Annotated in this window: 25 protein-coding genes; 8 read left to right on the top strand and 17 right to left on the bottom strand. The window is 65.2% G+C overall.

Annotated features, from left to right (window positions below):
- Positions 1-2: 2 nt before the first annotated feature.
- From purQ to NDI89_RS07995, 3 genes are all read right to left on the bottom strand, one after another.
- Positions 3-695, bottom strand: a complete 693-nt coding sequence (gene purQ / locus NDI89_RS08005) for a phosphoribosylformylglycinamidine synthase I (protein ID WP_277521004.1) — start codon at positions 693-695, stop codon at positions 3-5.
- A 59-nt stretch (positions 696-754) separates the two neighbouring features.
- Positions 755-1,006, bottom strand: coding sequence for a phosphoribosylformylglycinamidine synthase subunit PurS (purS, locus tag NDI89_RS08000; RefSeq protein WP_277521003.1), 252 nt, complete (start codon positions 1,004-1,006; stop codon positions 755-757).
- A gap of 127 nt (positions 1,007-1,133) precedes the next feature.
- Positions 1,134-1,448 (bottom strand): HalOD1 output domain-containing protein, encoded by a 315-nt coding sequence (locus NDI89_RS07995; protein ID WP_277521002.1) that lies wholly within the window; start codon positions 1,446-1,448, stop codon positions 1,134-1,136.
- A gap of 377 nt (positions 1,449-1,825) precedes the next feature.
- Between NDI89_RS07995 and NDI89_RS07990 the strand changes: the two genes are divergently transcribed.
- Positions 1,826-2,776 carry a formyltetrahydrofolate deformylase gene (locus tag NDI89_RS07990; RefSeq protein WP_277521001.1) on the top strand — a complete coding sequence of 317 codons (951 nt, stop codon included), beginning with the start codon at positions 1,826-1,828 and terminating at the stop codon, positions 2,774-2,776.
- Between the two features lie 36 nt (positions 2,777-2,812).
- On the opposite strand, the gene NDI89_RS07985 is transcribed toward NDI89_RS07990, so the two are convergent.
- From NDI89_RS07985 to NDI89_RS07960, 6 genes are all read right to left on the bottom strand, one after another.
- Positions 2,813-4,000 (bottom strand): sensor histidine kinase, encoded by a 1,188-nt coding sequence (locus tag NDI89_RS07985; protein WP_425607758.1) that lies wholly within the window; start codon positions 3,998-4,000, stop codon positions 2,813-2,815.
- 98 nt (positions 4,001-4,098) lie between these two features.
- Positions 4,099-4,755, bottom strand: a complete 657-nt coding sequence (locus NDI89_RS07980) for a helix-turn-helix domain-containing protein (protein WP_277520999.1) — start codon at positions 4,753-4,755, stop codon at positions 4,099-4,101.
- 425 nt (positions 4,756-5,180) lie between these two features.
- A complete protein-coding gene (locus tag NDI89_RS23925; RefSeq protein WP_277520998.1) occupies positions 5,181-5,522 on the bottom strand; it encodes a HalOD1 output domain-containing protein in 342 nt (113 codons plus the stop codon).
- Positions 5,523-5,592: 70 nt separating this feature from the next.
- Positions 5,593-6,273 carry a helix-turn-helix domain-containing protein gene (locus NDI89_RS07970; RefSeq protein WP_277520997.1) on the bottom strand — a complete coding sequence of 227 codons (681 nt, stop codon included), beginning with the start codon at positions 6,271-6,273 and terminating at the stop codon, positions 5,593-5,595.
- Between the two features lie 296 nt (positions 6,274-6,569).
- Positions 6,570-6,740, bottom strand: coding sequence for a DUF7576 family protein (locus NDI89_RS07965; protein ID WP_277520996.1), 171 nt, complete (start codon positions 6,738-6,740; stop codon positions 6,570-6,572).
- A gap of 167 nt (positions 6,741-6,907) precedes the next feature.
- Positions 6,908-7,078 (bottom strand): hypothetical protein, encoded by a 171-nt coding sequence (locus tag NDI89_RS07960; protein ID WP_277520995.1) that lies wholly within the window; start codon positions 7,076-7,078, stop codon positions 6,908-6,910.
- A gap of 197 nt (positions 7,079-7,275) precedes the next feature.
- Between NDI89_RS07960 and NDI89_RS07955 the strand changes: the two genes are divergently transcribed.
- Entirely contained in the window at positions 7,276-8,583 is a 1,308-nt protein-coding gene (locus NDI89_RS07955; RefSeq protein WP_277520994.1) for an acetamidase/formamidase family protein, read from the top strand.
- A gap of 302 nt (positions 8,584-8,885) precedes the next feature.
- On the opposite strand, the gene NDI89_RS07950 is transcribed toward NDI89_RS07955, so the two are convergent.
- The 5 genes from NDI89_RS07950 to NDI89_RS07930 all read right to left on the bottom strand — a co-directional run bounded on the left by NDI89_RS07950 (position 8,886) and on the right by NDI89_RS07930 (position 11,766).
- Positions 8,886-9,686, bottom strand: coding sequence for a hypothetical protein (locus NDI89_RS07950; protein ID WP_277520993.1), 801 nt, complete (start codon positions 9,684-9,686; stop codon positions 8,886-8,888).
- A gap of 51 nt (positions 9,687-9,737) precedes the next feature.
- Positions 9,738-10,010 (bottom strand): MoaD/ThiS family protein, encoded by a 273-nt coding sequence (locus NDI89_RS07945; protein WP_277520992.1) that lies wholly within the window; start codon positions 10,008-10,010, stop codon positions 9,738-9,740.
- A 75-nt stretch (positions 10,011-10,085) separates the two neighbouring features.
- Positions 10,086-10,295 (bottom strand): hypothetical protein, encoded by a 210-nt coding sequence (locus NDI89_RS07940; RefSeq protein ID WP_277520991.1) that lies wholly within the window; start codon positions 10,293-10,295, stop codon positions 10,086-10,088.
- Positions 10,296-10,425: 130 nt separating this feature from the next.
- Positions 10,426-11,445: a phosphoribosylaminoimidazolesuccinocarboxamide synthase gene (locus tag NDI89_RS07935; protein WP_277520990.1), complete on the bottom strand. Its 1,020-nt coding sequence runs from the start codon at positions 11,443-11,445 to the stop codon at positions 10,426-10,428.
- 138 nt (positions 11,446-11,583) lie between these two features.
- Positions 11,584-11,766: a hypothetical protein gene (locus NDI89_RS07930; RefSeq protein WP_277520989.1), complete on the bottom strand. Its 183-nt coding sequence runs from the start codon at positions 11,764-11,766 to the stop codon at positions 11,584-11,586.
- Between the two features lie 241 nt (positions 11,767-12,007).
- Here NDI89_RS07930 and NDI89_RS07925 point away from each other — a divergent pair, with 241 nt between their 5' ends.
- Both NDI89_RS07925 and cofH read left to right on the top strand, forming a co-directional pair.
- Positions 12,008-13,009, top strand: a complete 1,002-nt coding sequence (locus tag NDI89_RS07925) for a potassium channel family protein (protein WP_277520988.1) — start codon at positions 12,008-12,010, stop codon at positions 13,007-13,009.
- A gap of 138 nt (positions 13,010-13,147) precedes the next feature.
- Positions 13,148-14,527: a 7,8-didemethyl-8-hydroxy-5-deazariboflavin synthase subunit CofH gene (gene cofH / locus NDI89_RS07920; protein WP_277521310.1), complete on the top strand. Its 1,380-nt coding sequence runs from the start codon at positions 13,148-13,150 to the stop codon at positions 14,525-14,527.
- 64 nt (positions 14,528-14,591) lie between these two features.
- On the opposite strand, the gene NDI89_RS07915 is transcribed toward cofH, so the two are convergent.
- Both NDI89_RS07915 and NDI89_RS07910 read right to left on the bottom strand, forming a co-directional pair.
- Positions 14,592-15,461 (bottom strand): cupredoxin domain-containing protein, encoded by an 870-nt coding sequence (locus NDI89_RS07915; protein ID WP_277520987.1) that lies wholly within the window; start codon positions 15,459-15,461, stop codon positions 14,592-14,594.
- 334 nt (positions 15,462-15,795) lie between these two features.
- On the bottom strand, positions 15,796-16,437 hold the full coding sequence (locus NDI89_RS07910) for a cyclase family protein (RefSeq protein ID WP_277520986.1): 642 nt from the start codon (positions 16,435-16,437) through the stop codon (positions 15,796-15,798).
- A gap of 156 nt (positions 16,438-16,593) precedes the next feature.
- Here NDI89_RS07910 and NDI89_RS07905 point away from each other — a divergent pair, with 156 nt between their 5' ends.
- A complete protein-coding gene (locus NDI89_RS07905; RefSeq protein ID WP_277520985.1) occupies positions 16,594-18,117 on the top strand; it encodes a sodium:solute symporter family protein in 1,524 nt (507 codons plus the stop codon).
- Positions 18,114-18,341, top strand: a complete 228-nt coding sequence (locus tag NDI89_RS07900; protein WP_277520984.1) for a hypothetical protein — start codon at positions 18,114-18,116, stop codon at positions 18,339-18,341. The genes NDI89_RS07905 and NDI89_RS07900 overlap by 4 nt, the downstream gene beginning before the upstream one ends.
- A gap of 75 nt (positions 18,342-18,416) precedes the next feature.
- Here NDI89_RS07900 and NDI89_RS07895 read toward each other — a convergent pair whose 3' ends face one another.
- Positions 18,417-19,382, bottom strand: coding sequence for an NrpR regulatory domain-containing protein (locus NDI89_RS07895; protein ID WP_277520983.1), 966 nt, complete (start codon positions 19,380-19,382; stop codon positions 18,417-18,419).
- A 243-nt stretch (positions 19,383-19,625) separates the two neighbouring features.
- Between NDI89_RS07895 and NDI89_RS07890 the strand changes: the two genes are divergently transcribed.
- The gene (locus NDI89_RS07890; RefSeq protein WP_277520982.1) at positions 19,626-20,966 is read left to right on the top strand and encodes an aspartate aminotransferase family protein; all 1,341 of its coding nucleotides are present in this window, start codon (positions 19,626-19,628) and stop codon (positions 20,964-20,966) included.
- Positions 20,963-21,976 carry an agmatinase gene (speB, locus tag NDI89_RS07885; protein WP_277520981.1) on the top strand — a complete coding sequence of 338 codons (1,014 nt, stop codon included), beginning with the start codon at positions 20,963-20,965 and terminating at the stop codon, positions 21,974-21,976. The genes NDI89_RS07890 and speB overlap by 4 nt, the downstream gene beginning before the upstream one ends.
- Positions 21,977-22,063: the final 87 nt, after the last annotated feature.

The following is a 22,063-nucleotide window of genomic DNA, read 5'->3' as shown; positions in this document are numbered from 1 at the left end:
GGTTAGACGCCGGTTTCTTCCGACTCGAAGCCGCGGAGAATCCCCTGTCCGTCCGTCGGGCCGATGTCGGGCAAGGTCGCGCGTTCGGGGTGAGGCATCAACACCGCGACGGACTCGCGATCGCCGAGGACGCCGGCGACGTTGTGCTTGGAGCCGTTCGGGTTCGCGTCCGGGCTCGTCTCGCCGTGTTCGTCGCAGTACCGAAAGAGGACGCGGCCGTCGTCCTCGAGTTCGGCCAGCCGGTCGTCGTCGATCTCGTAGCGACCTTCGCCGTGTGCGATCGGGACCTCGATGACCTCACCCTCGTCGTAGTGAGCGGTCCAAGGCGTGTCGTCGCGCTCGACGCGCAGGGAGACGTGCTCGCACTGGAAGCGCGCGCTCTCGTTGGTCGTGAACGCGCCCTCGGTCAGCCCCGACTCGCAGCCGACCTGAGCGCCGTTACAGACGCCGAGCACGGGGACGCCGTCGGCCGCGGCGTCGCGGACCTCGGTCATGATCGGCGAGCGGGCCGCCATCGCTCCCGCGCGAAGGTAATCCCCGTAAGAGAACCCGCCGGGGAGGACGACGCCCGTGGCGTCGTCCGGAAGCCCGTCCTCGTGCCAGACGATCTCGGCGTCGATGCCGAGGTGTGTCAGGGCGCGTTCGGCGTCGCGGTCGCAGTTCGACCCGCCGAACCGGACGATCGAAACCGTCACAGTCGCCACCTCGCAGCGTTGGGACCGACGGTTTCGATCGGTGTGAGAGAGACCGTCATCTACCGTTCCGCGACCTCCACGTCGTAGTCGTGGATGGTCGGGTTCGCCAGCAGGCGTTCGGCCATCTCGTCGGCGCGCTCGCGTGCGCCGTCCGCGGAGTCTGCCTCGAGGTCGACCTCGAACCGGTCGGCCGATCGCAGGTCCTCGAGCTCGAAGCCCAGCCGCTCGAGGGCCTGTTTCGTGGTCTCGGCCTCGGGGTCCAGGACGCCCCGCTTGAGTCGAACCGTCACCGTCGCGGTGTAGGCGGTCATTACCTGTTACCCCGTAACCGTGCTCAAAAACGCTTTCGCATCGGCTCCGTAATGCACGTTCGTGGACACCTATAGCAGGGGGACCGTCCACGCAGCGGTTTCGAGCCGGCTACCCGCTGCCGGCCGATCACGGTGCCGGTGCGACGACGATGTCTCCCGTCGCGTGGACGGTGATCGTATAGCCGTCGAGCCGAAACGATACCTGCCCGGTGTTTCGGGCTACGGTGTCCCTCGTCGGCGCGAAGAGGGCGTCGAGGCTTTCGGGATCGATTCGGTCGTAGAGTCGGTCGACGTCGGTCGGGTCGCGACCGGAGAGTTCCGCGACCGTCGAGACGATCGTGTTCGTCAGCGAGTCCGTGCCCGCCCAGTCGTGTGAGACGAACGCGGTCTTCCGTTCGCGGTCGATTCGTGATCGGCCGTGGTCGTCGTGAGTTGCCGTCATTGTGTTCACCTATCGGCTGGCGACTGTCACGCTGCGTGACTGAACGCTCGTACCACAGTCCGGCGTATAAAACCCTGTCAGACACATTACATGCAATTGTAGGACAAAATAAAGGCGTCTCCGGGACGGGCGGGTGGTCGATCACGAGCGTCCGTCATACGCCTCCCGCGGACGACCGCCGATCGATTTCCGAGCCGAAATCGAAGTAATCGCCACCTTCATTGCGTTCGGAGCACAAATTTGCGCATGAATTTGGCACACAATGAAAGCAGTGCGGGCGACTCTCACGCGTCTCTCCGGAAAGCAGGACTTTTAGCCGCCGATAGACTGCACTCCGTCGTGATGAATCGATATTCGCTCGAGCGGAGGTGGCAGCGGTGACGACCGACGTGACGGAAATCACGGTGATCGGAGACGACGACACCGGGCTGGTCGCCAACGTGACCAGCCTCCTGTTCGAGCGCGGGATCAATATCGAGGACCTCGATCAGGCGGTCCGCGACGGCGTCTTCCGGATGTATCTCGCCGTCGACACCTCCGAGATGGTCTGCACGGAGGAGACCCTTCGCGAGGACCTCAACGACCTCGGCGACGACCTCGGGCTGGACGTCCAAGTTCGGTTCCCCGCCGACCGCGAGACCCAGCAGATCGCCGTCCTCGTCACGAAGGAGAGCCACTGCCTCGAGGCGCTGTTCGAGGCCTGGGCCAACGACGAACTCGGCGCGGACATCGGGGTGGTCATCGGCAACCACGACGACCTCCAGCCGCTGGCCGAACACTACGACGTCCCGTTTCACGACATCGGCGACGAGGGGGGCCAGCAAAACGAAGAGCGGCTCCTCGAGCTCCTCGCGGAGTACGACGTCGACCTGATCGTACTCGCGCGGTACATGCGCATCCTCAGCCCGAACGTCGTCTTCCGCTACGAGGACCGCATCATCAACGTCCACCCGTCCCTGCTGCCGGCGTTCCCCGGCGCGGAGGCCTACCGACAGGCCGTCGAGGAAGGGGTTCGGGTCGCGGGCGTCACCGCCCACTACGTGACGACCGACCTCGATCAGGGACCGATCATCACTCAGCGCGCGTTCGACGTGCCCGACGACGCCGACCTACCCGAAATGAAACGCCGCGGACAGCCCCTGGAGGCCGACGCCTTGCTCGAGGCCGTCCAGCTCCACCTGAACGGCGACGTCTCGGTCCACCGCGGTCGGACCTCGGTCCGGGAGAACGGCACCCGGTACCAGCTCGGCCTGCCCGACGAGATCGAGGAGTTCACCCCCGATCGGCCGGTCGACGGGATCGGCAGCGCGGTCGCCGAGGATCGGTAGCCGCGCGAACGGTCGCTCCGCCCCGCCGCTCAATCGTCACGTCTCGGTCGGCCGGGCCGAGCGACGACGCTCGGCCGGAGCCGGCGGGTCGGTACGGAGCGGCAGCGTGACGGCGAACGTCGATCCGACCCCGGGTTCAGATTCGACGTCGATTTCACCGTCGTGGCGCTCGACGATCCGCTTGCACAGCGCCAATCCGAGCCCCGATCCGGCCTGTTCCTCGCTCGAGTGCAGACGCTGGAAGATATCGAAGATACGGTCGGTGTCGTCGGCGTCGATGCCGACCCCCTCGTCGCGAACGGCGATCGTCACGTCGTCTCCCTCCGGCGTCGCCGACACGTGTATCCGCGGGGGCTCGTCGCCGCTGTAATCGATCGCGTTGCTCACCAGATTCTGGAAGAGCTGCTGGAACTGCCGCCTGTCTCCGTCGACGGCGGGCAACGGCTCTCGCGAGATCTCGGTGTCGGTCTCGTCGATCTTGAACTGGAGATCGGTGAGGACGTCGTCGAGCACGGCGTCGAGATCGACGGTCTCGAAGGGGTCGCCCTGGGTTTCGACCCGCGAATAGTCGAGCAGTCCGTCGATCATCGCGCGCATCCGATCGGCGCCGTCGACGGCGAACTCGATGAACTCCGTGCAATCGTCGTCGAGCTCGTCGCCGTACCGATTCTCGATGAGTCGCAGATAGCTCGTCACCATGCGGAGCGGTTCCTGCAAGTCGTGCGAGGCCGCGTACGCGAACTGTTCGAGCCGGTCGTTCGAGTCTTCCAGGTCGCCGACCGCCTCCTCGAGGCGCTCCTCGGTCCGTTTCAACTCCTCGTTTCGCGCCTCGAGGATTTCGGCCTGGATGAGCGTCCGGGCTTCGTAGACGCCGATCCCCAGTCCCGCCATCGTGCCGATCGCAACCAGGACCGCCTGCGTCCCGAACGAGAAGTCGACGGTGACGCCGGGATGGAGCACGCGCAAGGCGAGCACGACGGCCATGACGGCGACGCCACCGATGGCTCGCGTCACGATGCGGGGATAGAACCTGGGCGAGATTCCGCTCTCGGGTAACCAGACCCAGACGTACAGGAGGACGGCTCCGAGCGAGCCGATCAGAACGAAATCGATCATTGCCTCCAGGAGGATGCCGCTACTGCTCAGTGTGTGAATCGATTTCCAGATCGCGCCGAGCAGAACGGCCACCCCGAGTACGGGAACGACGCGGTGCCAGCGACTCAGCCTGCTCAAATACGACTCGAATCCGCTGGAATTCCCAACCACTACGTCTCAAACGAACGGCGAGACGGTTCAGGGCCGCTTTTTAGTATACAACCCGCTTAAGTAGCCTCTCCGAGTCCCGGGAGCGTTTCGCCGAGCAGCCGATCGATACCACGCCGGAGCCGAGACGCGACCGCCTGTTGCGTAATGCCCAGCTCCTCACCGAGCTCCGCCATCGTCACGTCCCGCGGCGAGTTGAAGTAGCCGCGATCGTAGGCGAGTACCAGCGCCTCGGCCTGTGGCTCGGTCAACGCCGCCTCGGTCGCCGTCTCGATCGGCGTGAGCGCCGTGAGCTTCGTCAGCGTGATCGGAACCTCGTCCTCCCGACAGCGCTTCTGAAAGACGGCGATGTCGCTTCGATCGTCCCCTCGGACGTCGAACGTCCACTGCTGACTCGTCCCGACCGCCTCGACGAGCGGAATCGCCGTCTCGGTCAACGCGTTCAGAACGCCCCTGTACTCTCGCGACCACTCGACGCGTAACAGGTACTCGTCCGCGACGGAATCGACGAGGTCGATGCGCTCCACGCCCGGATGGTCGGTGAACGCGGCCTCGATGTCGTCGACTCGAGTCCCCCGGACCCAGAAGTACGGCACTACCACGTCCCGCGCCGGGATGATCCGCTCGAGTTCGACCGTCACGTCCGGGAACCGGTCGAACACGCTCCCCAGCGGAAACTGGTCGGACGGAACGGTAAACGTCGCTTCGGTGGCCATCGTTCGACCCGTAACGCTCCGCGGGTAAAGACCTGTTCGAGGCCGTCCAGCGCAAGCCGAACGGCGACTAACCGATCGACGGCGCGCCGTGATTCCGCTGTTGCGCTGTCGAACCTCTCGAGAACCGCTCACGAAACGGCCGGGCACGACACTCCGGCTCTACTGCTGTCGGCCCTGTACGGAATCGCACATTAGGCGAAGCTGTGCTGAAGACGAGGTGCGAACGGGACGCGAGAGTCGGCTCGATCGTCGAAGGGAGTGATCGCTCGATATCGGTCGTGTAACTCCCGGCCGTTACCCGTCCAAAAACTGGAACTCCGTCCCATCACAGTGCGGACAAGAATCCCAGTTCTTGAGTAGCGGTATGTCGCCCGCTTTGCTCGCAAAGACCAGGCTGCACTCGAGGCATTCGACGAACTCGTTCGTCATTCTGTCCGTTTCTCTTCTCCCGGTGATCGAGAACAGGTGATCAGTCCGGCAGTGTCGACCGTTATCTGGTAGCCCGCATACCGAAAGTCCACGTGATTGCCTCCGTCCGTCCCAGAGCTCAATCGATCGAGCGCCGTCGTGTCGATAGCGGAATGGAGCGGCTCGAGGTCGACAGCGTCCGTGTGAGTGATGGTGGCGACCAGATCGACCACAGCGAGACTGGTGTCGTCGACCGACGGATCGTACGCTAACCGGTAGGTCCCGTCATCGACCGTGAGGCTCTCCGCTGATTCCACGAGGTCCGAGCTTCCGGTCCCCGGATGATCAATTCGGTTCACACCCGTACTAGAAGCGGGACCGTGGTAACACTGACTTTTACTCGAGTATTATCTTTATATGGCCCACACTCTACCCCGATTCGGTCGATTCGGTATCCGCGTTCTCGGATGACTCGATAAGCGTACTCGTGAGCAAGCGTCGGATTCCGCGTCGTAATCGCGATGCGAACGCCTGCCGTGTGATTCCGAGTTCATCGGCTACGTCTCCCTGATTTGCCTTTCGCGGTGAATCGAAATACCCTCGCGCATACGCGAGTATCAACGCCTCCCGCTGGGGGTCGGTGAGGTCGTACTCGTCTCCCGAGTGTAACGGTGAGAGCGCGTGTAGTTCCACGAGCTCGACGGGAATGTCGTTATCGCGACAGTATGACTGAAAATCCGACACGTCCTGCTGGGAATCGCCCCGGATTTCGAACGTCCATTTGCCCTCTCTGCCGATAGCGGTCACGAGCGCGACTTCCGTTTCGAGGACTGCTGTGAGGACACTCTCGTATTCGAAATCCCACTCGATACGAACGAACAGTTCACTATCGACGGTATCGACCACTCTGATCTCCTCGATCCCCGGGTGATCGATAGCAGTCATTTCTGCATCTGCATTCTCGACGCCTCGGAGCCAAAAATACGGAATTATGACTTCGTTCGTCGGAACAACGCGGTCTAATTCGACCTGCGAAGCCGGAAACTCAGTAAAGATCTCCGCGAGCGGAAATTCCCCTTCCGTGGTAGTAAATGAGGCTTCGAGTGCCATAATACTAGTTCTCCGTAGCCAATAAAAACGTGCGGCCACAGTAGTTGGGACGGGACCGGGAGACCGATCCGAGATCGAATCAGGAAGCGTCTCTACTGAACGACCGGTTCATCGGTCTGAAACGAAGCCGGACAGTCGTCGTGGGGAACTCATCGTCTCTATTCAATACGGAACTATTTGCGTCCCCGATCGATAGCGCTACTGGTGACACGCTCCCGGCACCACACCGGCAGCCGCGCCTGTGGCTGCGCGCGGGGTTCACCACTGCCTCGCCGCGCGGACGCGTCGAACGGTCGTCAGGCCGAATTCGACGACTCCCACTGCTCGCGGCAGTCGTCGCTACAGAAGTGTCGGTAGACGGTCGCGGCGTCTTCGACCGTCGTCACGACGCGCTGTTCGGAAGACGGTCCTACGGGATCGCCACAGGATCGGCAGTCGGGTGCGTCCTCGTCCGTCGAATCAGTCATCGGGTGACACGTGGGACGAGACCCACTTGAACGAATCCATTGCGGCGTATTCGGCCACGCGCCTCGAACCCAGCCGTTTACCGTGTCAACGGTGAAAATAGGCCGAACGAAGTTCGGGTATCGAGTATCGGGAACTCGAGTCCGTCGCCGCGATCGCTCGACGGCGATCAGACGTTTTCCCGGTCGATCGTCACGCCCTCGAAGAGCGGATCCAGCTCGTCGTCGAGCTGAGATTTCAGGTCCCGCAACTCGCCGTCCGTCAGCGCGACCGCCGCGCGGTCTACCGTGTCGAGGTGTCCCGCTTCCTGCACCAGCTCGTAGAATTCGTTCTCCTGCATAATCGAGGCTTCTCCCGTGACCGGTATCGGAATCCGGCCCTCAGATGCAAGCCGCGAGCGTGTGCTTTCGCCGTCGGTGAACGGCGACTCGAGTTTCGTTTCACGCCGAACCGTCGTTCGTTCGAGACGATATCCCGCTCATCGACGGTTCCGTGAACGGCACCCTTATCGCCGCCAGCGACGAACTATGCGATAGTATGGCACAGCGAGAAGTCCAACAGGAGCTGTCCGTCGATCAGTACACGCTCGGTCTCGTCGGTCCCGATCAGGAGTGGGCGGGAACCGTCGCGGACGGCGGCACGATACGGACGTACACCCCGCCGGGCTGTTGGGGGCCGATGGTCACGCCCGAGTTCCACGGCGGCCACGAGGTCACTCGGCCGATCCGGGTCGAAGGCGCTGAGGTCGGCGACGCCGTCGCGCTCCGCATCCGGGACGTCGACGTGACGAGCATGGCGACGAGCACGGGCTCGATGGACGAACGCGAGGGGGCCTTCGGCGACGACCCGTTCGTCGATCACCGCTGTCCGGAGTGTGGCACCGAGTGGCCCGACTCCGTCGTCGAGGGCACGGGCCCGGAATCGATCAAGTGCGCCGAGTGCGGCGCGAACGCCTCCTCCTTCGGGTTCGAGTACGGCTACACCGTCGCCTTCGACGAGGACAACACCGTCGGGATCACCCTCGACGAGGACGCCGCCCACGAGCTCGCGAAAGACGCCGACGAGGTGATGGACATCCCCGAGAACTCCCGCCAGCACCCCATCCTGCTGTACGAACCCGGCGAGATGCCCGGCACGCTGGGCCGCCTGCGACCGTTCATCGGGAACATCGGGACGACGCCGCCGATCACGATGCCCGACTCGCACAACGCCGGCGACTTCGGCCAGTTCCTCATCGGGGCCGACCACGACTACGGCGTCGACAGCGAGGCCGACCTCGAGGCTCGAACCGACGGCCACATGGACATCCCGCAGGTCCGGCCCGGTGCGACCCTGCTCTGTCCCGTCAAGGTCGACGGGGCCGGCGTCTACGTCGGCGACCTGCACGCCAACCAGGGCGACGGCGAACTCTCCCTGCACACGACCGACGTGAGCGGCTCCGTCACGATGGACGTCGAGGTCATCGACGGGCTCGAGCTCGACGGCCCGGTCCTCCTGCCGCCCGAGGAGGACCTGCCGTTCATCAGCGAGCCCTACAACGACGAGGAGCGCGAGGCGGGCTGCGAACTCGGCGACGAACACGACGTCGACGTCGAAACCGACATGGGCCCGATCCAGGTCGTCGGCTCCGGTGCGACGGTCAACGACGCCACGCAGAACGCCTTCGACCGCGCGACGAAACTGCTCGACATGACCGAGGGCGAGGTCCGCTCGCGGTGTACGTTCACCGGCGGCGTCCAGATCGGCCGCCTCCCCGGCGTCGTCCAACTCGACATGCTCGCGCCGATGGCCGTCCTCGAGGACCGCGGCATCGACCACCTGGTGCGCGAGCAGTACGATCTGTAGGTTCCGAACGTAACACAGTCCGGGCTTCAATTGCCGTGGCGCGCGCTGTGGCGCGGTGAGCCGACGGCGAACCGCGCAACGAAATTGCGCGAGGGATGAGCGAACGACCGAAGGGAGAGAGCGAATCGGTTGGGGAGGGCGTGGAGATTCCCCGTTGCCACGATAGCAGCAAACCTGTTTCACGTCGTTCACCGGACTGTTCGCGACGAACCGTATTCCTCGAGACAGCCGACATACACTCGGTTGTCTCAGGATCGCAACGTCCTTTCACGGCACCCTAAATCGGTCTGAAACAGCCCGTTCTATATCTCGCGTCCGTCGTAGGCCCCGAGCATCTCCTGCAGATGCCCTTTCACGGCTGTTGCTCGCTCGGCCGTCTCGCAAGGCAGCTCCGGCGGCGGGTTGTACAGTGTATCCGCGATCCACGAGAGCAGCTTCCCAACGGCATCGTCCGGTAGCTCTCCCGGCTCCCAGGCGAGCGCGAGACCCGTCCCGTCCGCCTCGAGCGTCGCCCGCTCGAGATTCGTCATCCCGTAACACCGCGCTCTCCGACCGTCGAGCGTCTCGACGCAGAGCGACCCGCCCCCTATACTCCACTGTCGGTCCTCGGCGACCCATTCGAACTGGCTCTCGGTGGGAACCAGACACGCATCGTGCCCGCTCAGCCCGACGATTTCGCCGGGTTGGATCGCAGCATCGAGCAGCGTCGCATCGATTCTCGCGTCCGAGTGATGGGGAATCGCCTCGAGCACCGGCGTTTCGCCGTCTCGAAGCTCGAGTCGAAACACGAAGTACGAGCCGGCGATGCCGTCCGTCAGTGCGACCAGTTCGAACAGGGCTGCCCGCCCCGCGTCGGTCGTCGTCGGAACGCGCCACGCGGTGGATCCGTTTCGATCCGACTTGGGGACCCGGTCGAACCGAGGGCGAACGCCGTCCCACACTCGCCGACAGTCGTCGCCGTCCGGGTCCATCGCCAGCTCGTCCTCGCGGAGGTGGACGACCGCAGCCGTCGTGTCGGGGACGACCCGCTCGAGGAGGGCTTCGAACTCGTCGGCGAAGCCTTCGCACTCGAGGTGGTGCGTTCGACTCAGTTCGGCGGCCATATCCTGACGTACTCGACAGTCGAAATAAACTTTGTCCGATCCCGCGCGACGTTACTCGCCGGAGCCGCCCTGTACGGCGGGAACGACGGCCAGAGCCGCGTCTTCCGGAACCCGATCCTCGAGCGCCGCGCGCTCGCCGTCGATCGAGACCCTGACGCTCGTCCGAACCTCCTCGCCGTCGTAGAGGTGGGGCTCCGCTCGCGGGTACGTCTCGACGACGGCCGCGATGGCGTCGGCGACGGTGCCGCCCGCCCACTCGAGGGTCACCGTCTTGTCGCCGGTCGCACCCCGTACGGGTCCGTACACGGTAACTGCCGTCTCCATAGTCGAACAGCGGTGCGACGGGACAAGAACCTGGCTACTGGGTGCCGTCGCGAAACGAAAACCGGCGCTCGCGGCTCAGTCGTCGCTCGGCTCGACGCTGCCCGCGCCGGTCGAGGCCACGTCTTGCTCGCCGATCCACTCCGAGGAGAACAGGGGTGCGACGGCGAACCCGACCAGCACGAGCACGAACAGGGTCAGCACGGCGCCTGCGACGGCCGAGATGCCGGTCGTGAGGTTGAACAGGACGATACTCGCTGCGATTCCGCCGGCGATAGCGGGGGTCATTTGCTGTCGGCCGGACGTAGCTCGGCCCCCAATATGAGGGTTACTCTGTCCGTCCGGTGTGCGGACTGATACCACCGTTCACGGTGGAACGGAATCGAATTCGCGGGTCGCGAGAGACGACCCGCGTCACTCAGAGGCGCCGAACCGCGCCGATCGCGCTCGAGAGCGGCGGCGCGTCGAAGAACTCCCGCCCGGTATAGGCGTTGGCGCCGGCGCGGTAGAGGTCGCTGGCGGTCTCGAGGACCGACGCCTCGAGGGGCTCCGGTGACTCGTCGCAGAGCGCCTTCCAGTCGGCCACGTCCTCTCGTTTCGCCCGGGCTTTGGCGGCGTCGACGGCCTGGACCCACTCGGGCTGGGTGCGCTTGTGGTACTGGCGGAGCACTTCCTTCGAGAGCTGGGTGCCCTCGTAGCTGAAGCGGTTCTCGTCGAAGGTGCCGACGACGTCGCCGACGCGGATCTCGCCCCGATAGTAGAGACACTCGATCTTGCCGTCCTCATGGACCAGTCCGGCGTCGTCGGCCTGCTCGGTGACGATCCGGTTGACGTCGCGGGCGAGCGACTCCAGGTCGTCGATCGCCGCTTTCCCGGCGATGGCGTCGGCCTCCTCGCGCGCGAGGTAGCGGTCGCTCTCCTCGTACTTCGTGGAGAACTCGACGATGGGGTCGTCGAGGTCGACGGCCTCCTCCGGCCAGCTATCGTAGTCGAGCCCGTGGTCGCCGGGGTCGGTCCGGCTCCGCAGGCTCGAGCCGACGGGGACCCGGTTGCGGAAGACGATCTCGAGGGGGATCAGGTAGTTCTCGCCGGCCGCGTCGTGGTAGCGGTCGTAGTCGTACGCCCGGCCCTCGTGGGGCAGGTCGGGCACCTGCGTCAGGTCGATCGCCATCTCCCACGGCGGGTGGGAGGCGTCCGCGAGGTCGACGACGTCCCCGTTCTCGACCACGCCGCGGTAGTGCGTCGGGATCCCCTCGCTCTCGAGGAGTTCGAAGTTGAACGCGCCCATCGCACAGAGGCTCGCCCCTTTCTGGGGGATCTGGTCGGGCATCTTCCCCCAGTCGAAGACGGAGTAGTCGTCCGTGAAGACGAACGCGCCGCGACCGAGCTCCTCGGCGGTCGCTTCGGCTTCGATCCGAAACTCTTTGACACTCGTCATACGAGACACCTCAGGACGTATCCGCCGCCGCAGTTCATATCCCAGTTGCCGTGGCCGGACCGTAAGAAGTTTTCAGTATCGGACAGGAGGTCGGTGATCGGTGAGTCCCGATCGCGTTTGGATCGACGGCTCCCGCTCTCAGTCGTCGACGCTCGCGAGGAGCGGGTCCGCCGCTCCCCGAAGCGGCTCCTCGAGACAGTCCGCGTCGACTCGCACTGGGGCCGTCGCTACCGACTCGAGGGCGGCCCGACGATACTGCTCGTCGAGGTTCGCGTTGTAGCTGAGTCCCTCGATACGCTCCTCGAGCGTCCGTGAACTCATAGGGAGGTCGTTCTCGGACCGCTCCGATTCTTCAGAGAATTGCATTCGACGGATGAGGGGTCGAAAGCGACGGAATCAGCCCAAACGCAGGGAGTAGCCGGTCGGCACGTTTTCCGATTCGGGATCGAACCCGATAGTGTGCACACTGTCATTCCCGACCACCGCGTCGCATGTCGGCTTCCGTCACGAGCCGATGGTCTCGACGAACTGGCGGGTCGTTCGAGCTCGAGGTGGCGATGACGTGAATCCCGTTCCGTTCGGTCTCGGGGTACTCCTGCTCGTTGCCGTCGTCGTGGATCTCCTGTGGACCACGCTCTGGGTCGAGGGGGGTGCCGGGCCGCTCACCTCGCAACTGATGGCGGTGACCTGGAGCGGGTTCCGCCGAGTCGGCGATCGCGGCTCTCGGCTGCTTACCCTCTCGGGACCAGTAACCCTCCTCATCGGTCTCGTGACCTGGATCGTTCTCCTGTGGGGCGGTTGGACGCTCGTCTTCGCGGGTGCCGAGTACCCCCTCATCGATACGATCGGCGGAGGGCCGATCTCGTGGTCGGATCGGGTGTACTACACCGGGTACACGATATTCACGCTGGGAAACGGCGACCTCGTTCCGCGAGACGGACCGTGGCAGATCGCGACCACGATCGCGACGGCCAGCGGGATGCTCTTCGTCACCCTGAGCGTCACCTACGTCCTCTCCGTTCTCGATGCCGTCACGCAAAAGCGGTCGTTCGCCAGCAGCGTGAGCGGGCTCGGCTCCCGGAGCGACGAGATCCTCCGGACGAGTTGGAACGGCGACGAGTTCGACGGCCTCGAGCTCTCCCTGAACGCGCTCACGTCGCAGCTGAATACGCTCACCGCGAACCACAAGGCGTACCCGATCCTCCATTATTTCCATACCACTCAATCCGATCGGGCACCGGTAATGAGCGTCGCCCTCCTTGACGACACGCTCACGCTGCTTCGGTTCGGCGTTCCCGAACGGAACCGACCCAGCGATACGATCGTCAAAAACGCCCGGGCGAGCGTCGACAGTTATCTCGGGACCCTCCACGAGGCGTTTATTCAGCCGGCGGATCGGTCCCCGCCCGCACCGGATATCGAGCCGCTTCGCGATGCGGACATCCCGACCGTCGCCGACGCCGAGTTCGAGGCGTCCGTCGCGGATCTGCAGGACCGTCGACGGCTGTTGCTCGCCCTCGTCGAATCCGACGTTCGACAGTGGCCGTCCACAGAAACGACATAACTGGTCCCTCGCATCATAATGGCTGACGTGGCGGTCCCGCTCCACGAGGAGGGTGCAGGCGACGGGTCGCTCCGAGATCTCCCCTGCGAGTCCGCGAATCCACCATGCTTTTCTCGCTGTACCGGTATCGTTACGTCGATGGAGCGACCGGTGACCGAGGCCGACCTCACGTTCGAACACGTTCCCGAGACCGACCAGTCGTTCGAGAACGCACTGGCGAAAGCACGCGACGGCGACCGACTCGCGGTCGACGACGCGATCGAGTTACTGACGACGGGGACCGAGAGCGAGGGGATCGACCGCCGGCGCAAGGAACGCGTCCTCGAGGCGGCCGACCGGCGCCGCGCCGAGGAGGTCGGCGAAGAGGTCACCTTCATCGCGAACCTGAACAACAACGTCACGACGGCCTGTAACGTGGGCTGTCTGTTCTGTAACTTCAAGGACGCCGCCCACACGTTCGAGAGCGACACGGAGATCGAGACGGCCGGTTTCACGAAGACGCCCGCGGAGTCCCGCGAGATCGTCGCCGACGCCGTCGATCGGGGAATCTACGAGGTCACGTCCGTTTCGGGCCTCCACCCCGCGTTCGCGCTCGACGAGGAACACCGGGAGATCCTCGACGACCACCCGAACCCGAAGGAGGTCAACTACAAACCGCCCGAGCTGTACGACACGAGCCCCGGTACCTACACGGATCAGATTTCGGCGATGAGCGTCGACGACGTCCACGTCCACTCGATGACCCCCGAAGAGGCCTACCACGCCCGCCGGGGGACCGACTGGTCCTACGAGGAGGTCTACCGCCGACTGAAAGACGCGGGGCTCGATACCGTCCCCGGAACCGCCGCCGAAATCCTCGTCGAGGAGGTCCGCGAGGTGATCTGCCCCGGAAAGATCAGCAGCGACGGCTGGCTCGAGGCGATGGAGGCAGCCGCGAACGTCGGACTCGGGATGACGGCGACGATCATGTACGGCCACGTCGACAACGAGGCCCACCGGGCGATGCACCTGAAACGGATCCGCGATCTGCAGGATCGGACCGGGAACATCACCGAGTTCGTGCCGCTCTCCTTTATCCACCAGAACACGCCGCTGTTCGAACACGACGTGGTTTCGGGCGGCCCGAGCATCGACGAGGACGAACTGCTGATCGCCGTCTCGCGGCTCTTCCTCGACAACGTCGAGCACATCCAGTCCTCGTGGGTCAAGTACGGCGACGAGCAGGGGCTGAAGATGCTCTCCTGTGGCGCCGACGACTACATGGGGACGATCCTCTCCGAGGAGATCACCAAGCGCGCGGGCGGGGGCTACGGCGAGTTCCGGTCGTTCGACGACTACGTCGAGATGATCGCCTCGATCGGTCGCGTCCCTGTTGAACGCTCGACCGACTACGAGCGACGCCGCGTGATCGACCCCGACGATCCGCCCTTCGGCCCTCGGCTCGGGCCGAAGGCCGACGGCACGCCGCTGCTGACTCGAGCGGAGCGCGACGAGCGCGCGGTTCCCGCCGACGACTGATCGGTCGACACCGCTCTCTTTTCGGGTAGATGCCGATCCGGATCGTCGGTGCTGCGTCGTCGATTCAGTCGTGTTCCGCCCCCGTCTCAGCGAACCGATCGATCTCGGAGAGCACGTCCGCGAACGACACGGACCCCTGCTCTCGGATCCTCGTCGGATCGAGCGCGGGGGCGTCGAGGACCTCCTGTGGTGTCAGCCACGGCCACTCGCAGTCCTCGTTCGTCTCGCTGATCGCGTTGAGTTCGTGCTCGAGGAAGCCCGGGCTAAACGGAGCGAGCAACGGTGGGTCGTCGCTCCCTTCGAACGCGTCCTCGTAGTCCGGCACGTCGTCGGCCGTGAGATCGCCCGCGACGAGACGCATACTCATCCCGAGAACGTGGTGTGGCCCGCAGTAGACGTCGTAGACGCCCGGCTCGGTGAACTCGTAGAGCCAGACGCTACCGACGCTGAGTACCGGCGACGAGAACGGTGGAACCCCGTCGGGAACCCGCTGCTGGAAGCCCTGTGCAGGGTGGTAGGCCGTAATCGTGTGGTCCGGTGATTCGCCGACGAACTGTACGACGTCGCCGGCGTCGACGTGGATGCCGCTCGGCTCGAAGTGAAAGAACGGCGGGCGGTCCGGGTTCTCCGGGTCGTCCGGCATATCCGAGTGGAGCTCGACGGAATGATCGGGAGAGAGATCATCGGACAGTGCGTCGGCGTCCGGCGTCGCAAAGCCGTACAGCGGATCGATTTGCCCCGCGTTCGGTCCGGTATCGACGGTACCGCCCGAATCGGTTCCGTTACCGCTTCGGGCGGTTGCGACCCCGCTGCCGAGCGGGAGCGCGATCCCCGCACCCAGGGCTTTCAACAGCGGTCGTCGCCTCCCGTCGAGATACCCGCTCGTCGGTTCGTGGAACGATTCCCCTGTTCTCTCTTCCTCGGATGACGTCATCGTGAGTCCCTCCAGTTGCCGCCGACTGCACCGATCCCATCGTGTGACGGCTGCAAATAGCGACGTGATCGTTTCGCGCTGCTAGGATCACCCGCCCGATACGTCGCACGTTCGCGTGTTCCGTCGATCACTCGTCGATCGTACCATGGTAATGACTAACATACTATGGCGAGATCGTGACAACCGTCCGTTGGGAGACGATTGTCGCCCGAGAATCGGTGTGAAGTGAGGGGACGAGATCGAACGGAATGCGACCGTTCGATCGAACGTCGGCGCTCGTCTCGGTAGTCAACCAGTAACTGCGTCGTCTCGAGGGTCCGTTAGGGTGGCAGAGTCATTCCATATTACTGACCCCGACGGCCCGCACCGGCGCACCGTCGCTCGCGAGTGCCAGCGGATACGCCCGGAGCTCGAACCGGTCCCCGACGACCTCGAGGTTCGTCAGGTTCTCGAGGATCAGCAGGTCGTTGCCGAGCAGCGCGTGGTGGACCTGAAACCCCTCGGGCTCGTCGTCGGTGGCGTTCTCCGTCGGGGTCGGATCGGGGTTGAGCGCGTCCACTGCGACGTCGAACCCCCGCTTGACGCACGCCTCGGCGGCGGCCGGCGAGAGGTACGGATGGTCGAGGTACCGCTCAGTGCCCCAGTGTTCGTCCCAGCCGGTCCAGGGGGCCACGAGATCGGCGTCGACGTCCGGAATCCGCTCGGCCGGAATCGGCTCGCGAGCGCCGAGATCGCGACAATCGACGCGAACCGCGTCGAAGACGAACCGGTCGACGGGGTAGGACTCGAGGGTCTTCCCGTCCGGCTCCGTGTGCGCGGGCGCGTCGACGTGGGTGCCGGTGTGGCTCCCGCACTCGAGGGCGTCGACGCGGACGCCGTGTTCATCGTGGCCCGCGTGCCGGCGGACGACGACGGCCGGATCGTCGGGATAGGTTTGCATCCCGGTTCGGATCGGGTGACTCAGATCGACGTGCATAGCGGTACCCAGCGGACGGCGTCGTATAACGATGTGTGATAGGCCTCACCACAACATTTATTAGAAGTGTCCGATATGTGGTGAGCAGGATGTGGCAACCTATTACCACCCATGGGACGGACCCGCCTGATCGGTTCGTCCGCGAGGTGATCGGCGATGAGTAGTCCCGGTATCGGCTACGCGCTACTCGGCGCGTGGGCGGTCGCGATGGTCGGATTGAGCTATCTCATCTTCCGACGACAACACGTCGACGACACGAGGGAGTTCATCACGGCCGGCGGGCGCGCGCAGGTCGGTCTGACGACCGCGTCGTTCGCCGTGACGTGGATGTGGGCGGGGGACATCCTCGGCGTTCCCGAGTACGTCGGGATCACCGGCGTCGCGGGAATCTGGATGTACGCGGCCCCGGCGGTTCTCTCCTCGCTGATCGTCATTCCCTTCGCCCTCCGGATGCGCCGACTCTTCCCGCAGGGGCTGACCTACAGCGAGTACTTCATCGAACGGTTCGACAAACGCGCCCACGTCGCCGTGATCTTCGTCATTCTGTACACGATGATCCTCGGCGGCGTCATCCAGCTGTACGTGGGCGGAACCGTCATCGGCGGGCTGACGGGGATCGACCCGAACGTCGTGATGGCGATCCTGATGGGGACGATCGGGATCTACATTCTGCTCGGCGGCCTCTGGGGATCGATGACTACCGACCTCGTCCAGTTCGTCAGCGCGATCATCCTGACCGTCGTCTTCGTTCCGCTGTTGCTGTTCGAGGCCGGTGGCCCGACGGGCGTCTACGAGGGAATGATCGAAAACCTCGGCGAGAACGCCGACCCGTTCCTGACGGCGTCGAACCTCAACTGGATCGAGGACCTGTTCCTGCCGTACGCACTCGGACTCGGCGTCTGGGGCGTCGTCTCGCTGTCGACGTGGCAGCGCATCTTCGCCGTGCGCCGCGACAAGACGTCCCGATTCCTCACCGCCGGCGGGATCGGCGTCTTCACGACGATCGCGATGTACGGCGTCATCGGGCTCGTCGGCCTCGCCGCGTTCCCCGAGGTCGCACCCGGGAACCTCTCGATCGAAGCGCTCGGGCTCTTGCCCGGCTGGGCGACGATCCTCTTCCTGGTAATCGCACTGATGGTCCTCGGATCGTCCGTCGACTCCTACCTGACCGCCATCGCGAGCCTCACGTCGCGGGACATCTACTACCGCCACCTCGCGACCGACGCCTCGGACGAGGATCAGCTCCGGGTCGCTCGAGTCGCGTCGCTCGGGTTCGCAGTCATCATCTTCGGCGCGACGGTGTTCGCACTCGATACGTTCGGGTTCATCCAGTTGCTGCTCATCGGCGGCATCGGCGCGACGGCTCTCGTGGGTCCGTTCGCGCTGTCCCTGTTCTGGACGGGCACCTCGAGTGAGGGCTTCATCGCCGGCGTCGTCGGTTCGCAGCTGGTGACGGGCTACCTGCTGGCGGCGAACTACGGCGTCGTCGTCACGGAACCGTCGCTGAAGCTCTGGGAGATCATGGCCGTCGGCCACCTCCTCGCGACCGCGCTGGCCGTGGTCGTCTCGGCGATCTCTCCGGACGAGTTCGAGTTCGACTCGATCGCGCGCGAGCCGACGACCGGACCCGCGACCGACGCGGAATCGGCCGCGCGAACCGACGGAGGTGAGGACGAATGATGGGGCAAACCGCCTTCACCGTGATGATTGCGGTGTTCTGGCTCGCCGAACTCGCCTTCGGCTCGCTGGTCGTCTACTGGTTCGTCACGCAAGGGTTCGACGACGACAGCGGGAGCCTGTCTGCCGTCACCCCGCTCGAGGATCGATCGTACACGATGCAGTCGCTGGCGATGTGGGCCGCGTTCTTCGTGATCCTCGTCGCCGGGATCCTGCTCGCGTCGTAACGGCCGCCGATTTCGGTTTCGACCGTCTTCGATTTCGGTACTAACCGTCTCCGTTTTCTCCCGACCGTCACCCGCTCAGAACCGTCGGCGTGCGGTCGGCACCGGTTCGAACTCGCTGCGCGGACGAATGCCGGCGAGCGATTCCCACTCGGTCCCCAGCCCGTGTTCGGAGAGGAGCGAAATCGCGGTTTCGCTGGCTCCGACGTACGTGAGCGACGCGAAGTCCCAGCTGGGATTGCCGGCGGGAAACGGCCCCGATTCGCGCGGTCGGCGGAGGTCGATCGCGCCGCCGATCGCGTCGCGTGTCGCCGCCGCGAGGTCCCGCCCCTCCTCGAAGCGCGTGAGCGGAAACTCCCGGTTGTCCACGATGAACACGCCGGTCTCACCGTCGAGGTAGCGTTCGACGTCGGTCCGCCCCGCCTCGACGAGCAGGCTGATGACGTCCATCGTCGCGTCCTCGCCGCTGATCGCGTCGATGTATCGCTTGATCTCGCCGTCGTACTCGACCAGTCCCGCCGTGATCAGCCGCGAGTCGATCCCGTGGGAGAGCAAGACGCCGTCCAGCGAGATGCTCGAGGGGAAGGCCAGCTCGATCCCGTCGCCCGATTCGCCGGTCGCGGAAACGAGGATCGGGCCGAGGCCCGACTCGTGAAGCGCCTCGAGGCGGTCGAAGGCCGGTTCGATCGCGTCGTCGCTGAGCCGTACCGTCCCGACGACCAGTTCGCCGACGTCGTCGGTCGGATCGTACGTGACCCGGCTCGTCAGGGTGGCGATCTGCTCCCGGACGCTCTCGAGACGCCCGCTGACGTCGCCCCGTCGGAGTTCGTTTCGGCCCCGATCGGTCAGTTTACGTCCCTTTCCGGCGACCTTCTCCGTCAGGCCGGCCTCGTCGAGATCGGACAGCATGAGTCGGATCGTCCGACCCTTGATCGAGTAGCCGTGTCGTTGCATCTGCTCGACGAGTCGGATACTCCCGATCGGCTCGTGTTCGCCGATCAGGCGTAACAGATCGTAGGTGCGCCGGTCGTCGTTCGGGACCATCCGTCCGATCGTTTCCCTCCCCCGATAAAAATCCCTGTCGACCCTCCGCCGCGGTCGTCCCTCCCGAGAGCAGGTGGAAGAATTCTTCCGCATATACTGCGGTCGTCGACCGGATCGAAGTCCGCTCGGGTCGCCGTTGTCGTCGTAATTTGACCGCGTAGCGAATTTCGAGACCTCAAAGCTTTTGGTCTCGTCATCGTAAGAGGGTGGCAAGGGTGGCATACTACTGCCACGCAATCTACCATGGCACGCCAGACAGACACGACCGTAACGAACGACGGGATCACCGACCAGTACGAGGAGTACCTGATGCCGATCTGGAAGGACCTGCACGTCCCGGTCAAACGGGCGACGGGCTGTACGCTCGAGGACTTCGAGGGCAACGAGTACCTCGATCTCTTCTCGGGGATCGCCGTCACGAACGTGGGCCACGGCGACGACGCCGTCGTCGAGGCCGCGAAGGATCAGCTCGACGAGTTCGTCCACGGCTGTACGTACGTCCACCCGCAGGGCCCGGCCGCGGAGCTCGCCGAACGGCTCGCCGAGGTGACTCCCGGCGACCTCCAGAAGACGTTCTTCTGTAACTCCGGGACCGAATCCGTGGAGGGCGCAATCAAACTGGCCCGGAAGTACACCGGCTCGAAGGAGGTTATCGCCCTCGAGATGGGCTTTCACGGCCGCACCCTCGGCTCGCTCGCGCTCACCGGCAACAAGGCGTACAAGGCCGACATGGCCCCGACGATCAACGACGTCGCGCACACGCCCGCGCCGTACCGCTACCGCTCTCCGTACCGGGACGCCGACGACGAAACGTTCGTCGAACGGACGACGGCCGACCTCGAGCGCGTGATCGGCACCCACACCGCCGACGATCTGGCGGCGATCGTCGTCGAACCCGTGATGGGCGAAGGCGGGATCATCGTGCCGCCGACGGGCTATCTGCGGCGGCTCAAGGAGATCGCCCGCGACCACGGCGCGCTCCTGATCGCCGACGAGGTCCAGTCCGGCTACGGCCGGACGGGCGAACTGTTCGCCAGCGAGCACTACGACGCCGTTCCGGACATCCTCACGCAGGCCAAGGGGATCGCGAACGGCCTCCCGCTCGGCGCGTTCACCGCACCGGCCGAGATCGCGGACGCCTTCGATTCCGGCGACCACCTCTCGACGTTCGGCGGCAACCCCGTCGCCTGCGCCGCCGCCCTGGCCACGATCGACCGCCTCGAGGACGAGGTCACCGCGAACGCCCGCGAGCAGGGCGCGTGGCTCAGCGAGGAACTGGCCGCGCTGGAAGCCGAGTACGACGTCGTCGGCGAGGCGCGCGGGATCGGATTGATGCAGGGACTCGAGTTCGTCGATCCCAGCGCGGGGACCGGGCCGGCCGGCATCGCGCCCGAACCGGACGCCGAATTCGCGAAACACGTCGGGAACTACCTCCGCGAGCAGGGGATCGTCGCGGGCGTCGGCGGCTACTACAAGAACGTCCTGCGGCTCCAGCCGCCGCTCTCGATCGACCGCGAGGGACTCGAGCGGGGCGTCGCCGGTATTCGCGACGCGATCGACGCCGAACTGGAGGCCGGTCGATGACGGACGAGGATCGGAGTCCCGCGGCGGCGTTCCGCGAGTCGACGCCCGGCAGCGAGGTCGAACTCGCCTACGCCGGCTTCGACACGTTCCTCAAGAGCGATCCCACTGACGTCGAGGACGTCGCGGGCGCGGACGCCGCGGTGCTGGGCGCTCCCTATGACGGCTCCGTGAGCAATCGACCCGGCGCGCGGTACGGCCCGCGGGCCGTCCGCCGCGCCAGCGGCTGGCTCGCCTACCTCTCGGGCTACAAGGGCGGGCTGACGAACATGCGGACGGGCAAGCAGGTCGACTTCGGCTCCCTCGACGTCGTCGACTGCGGCGACGTGCCTGTGTTTCCGATGGATCTCGAGACGACCGCGGAATCGATCGCGGCCCACGTCGCGACCGTCGCCGAACAGGGCGTCATGCCGGTCTTCATCGGCGGCGATCACTACTGTACGTTCCCCGCGTTCCGCGGCTTCGCGGAGGGTTCGGAGCACGAGACCGTCGGGCTGGTCCAGATCGACGCCCACACCGACACCGCCGCGGAGAGCCCGGTTTTCGGAACCGACTTCCACGGCTCGCCGACCCATCACATCGCGGACTCGCCCCACACCGACTTCGAACACGTCGCGCAAGTCGGCATCCGCGGCTACGAATCGCCCGAGTTCTTCGAGTTCGCCGAGGAGACGGGGCTCGGACTATTCACCATCCGCGACGTCGAAGAACGGGGCGTTCGAGACGTCGTGGGGGACGCCATCGAGCACGCCGCGGCCGAGACCGACGCCGTCTACGTCACCTTCGACATCGACTCGGTCGATCCCTCGGTCGCCCCCGGCACCGGCACGCCGGAACCCGGCGGCCTCTCGGCCTCGCAGGCGCTCGCCGTCGTCGAAACGCTCGGCGCGCATCCCGCCGTCGGCGCCGCCGACCTGATGGAGGTCGCGCCGCCGTACGACCCCACCGACGAGACGGCGAACCTCGCCGCCTACCTGCTGACGACGCTGCTCGAGCGACAGTTCGCCGAATAAGCCGCCCGTTCGCCCGTCTCCGTTCTCTGTTTCGCCCACCTCGAGCTGTTCCGCTCGATGGGACCAGCGTTTATGCACCCGGTCGAT

Source organism: Natrinema salsiterrestre (assembly GCF_029502005.1).
In the GTDB taxonomy this organism is placed as follows: domain Archaea; phylum Halobacteriota; class Halobacteria; order Halobacteriales; family Natrialbaceae; genus Natrinema; species Natrinema salsiterrestre.
The sequence above is the reverse complement of the archived record's forward strand: the minus strand, read 5'-3'. Positions and strand labels throughout refer to the sequence as shown.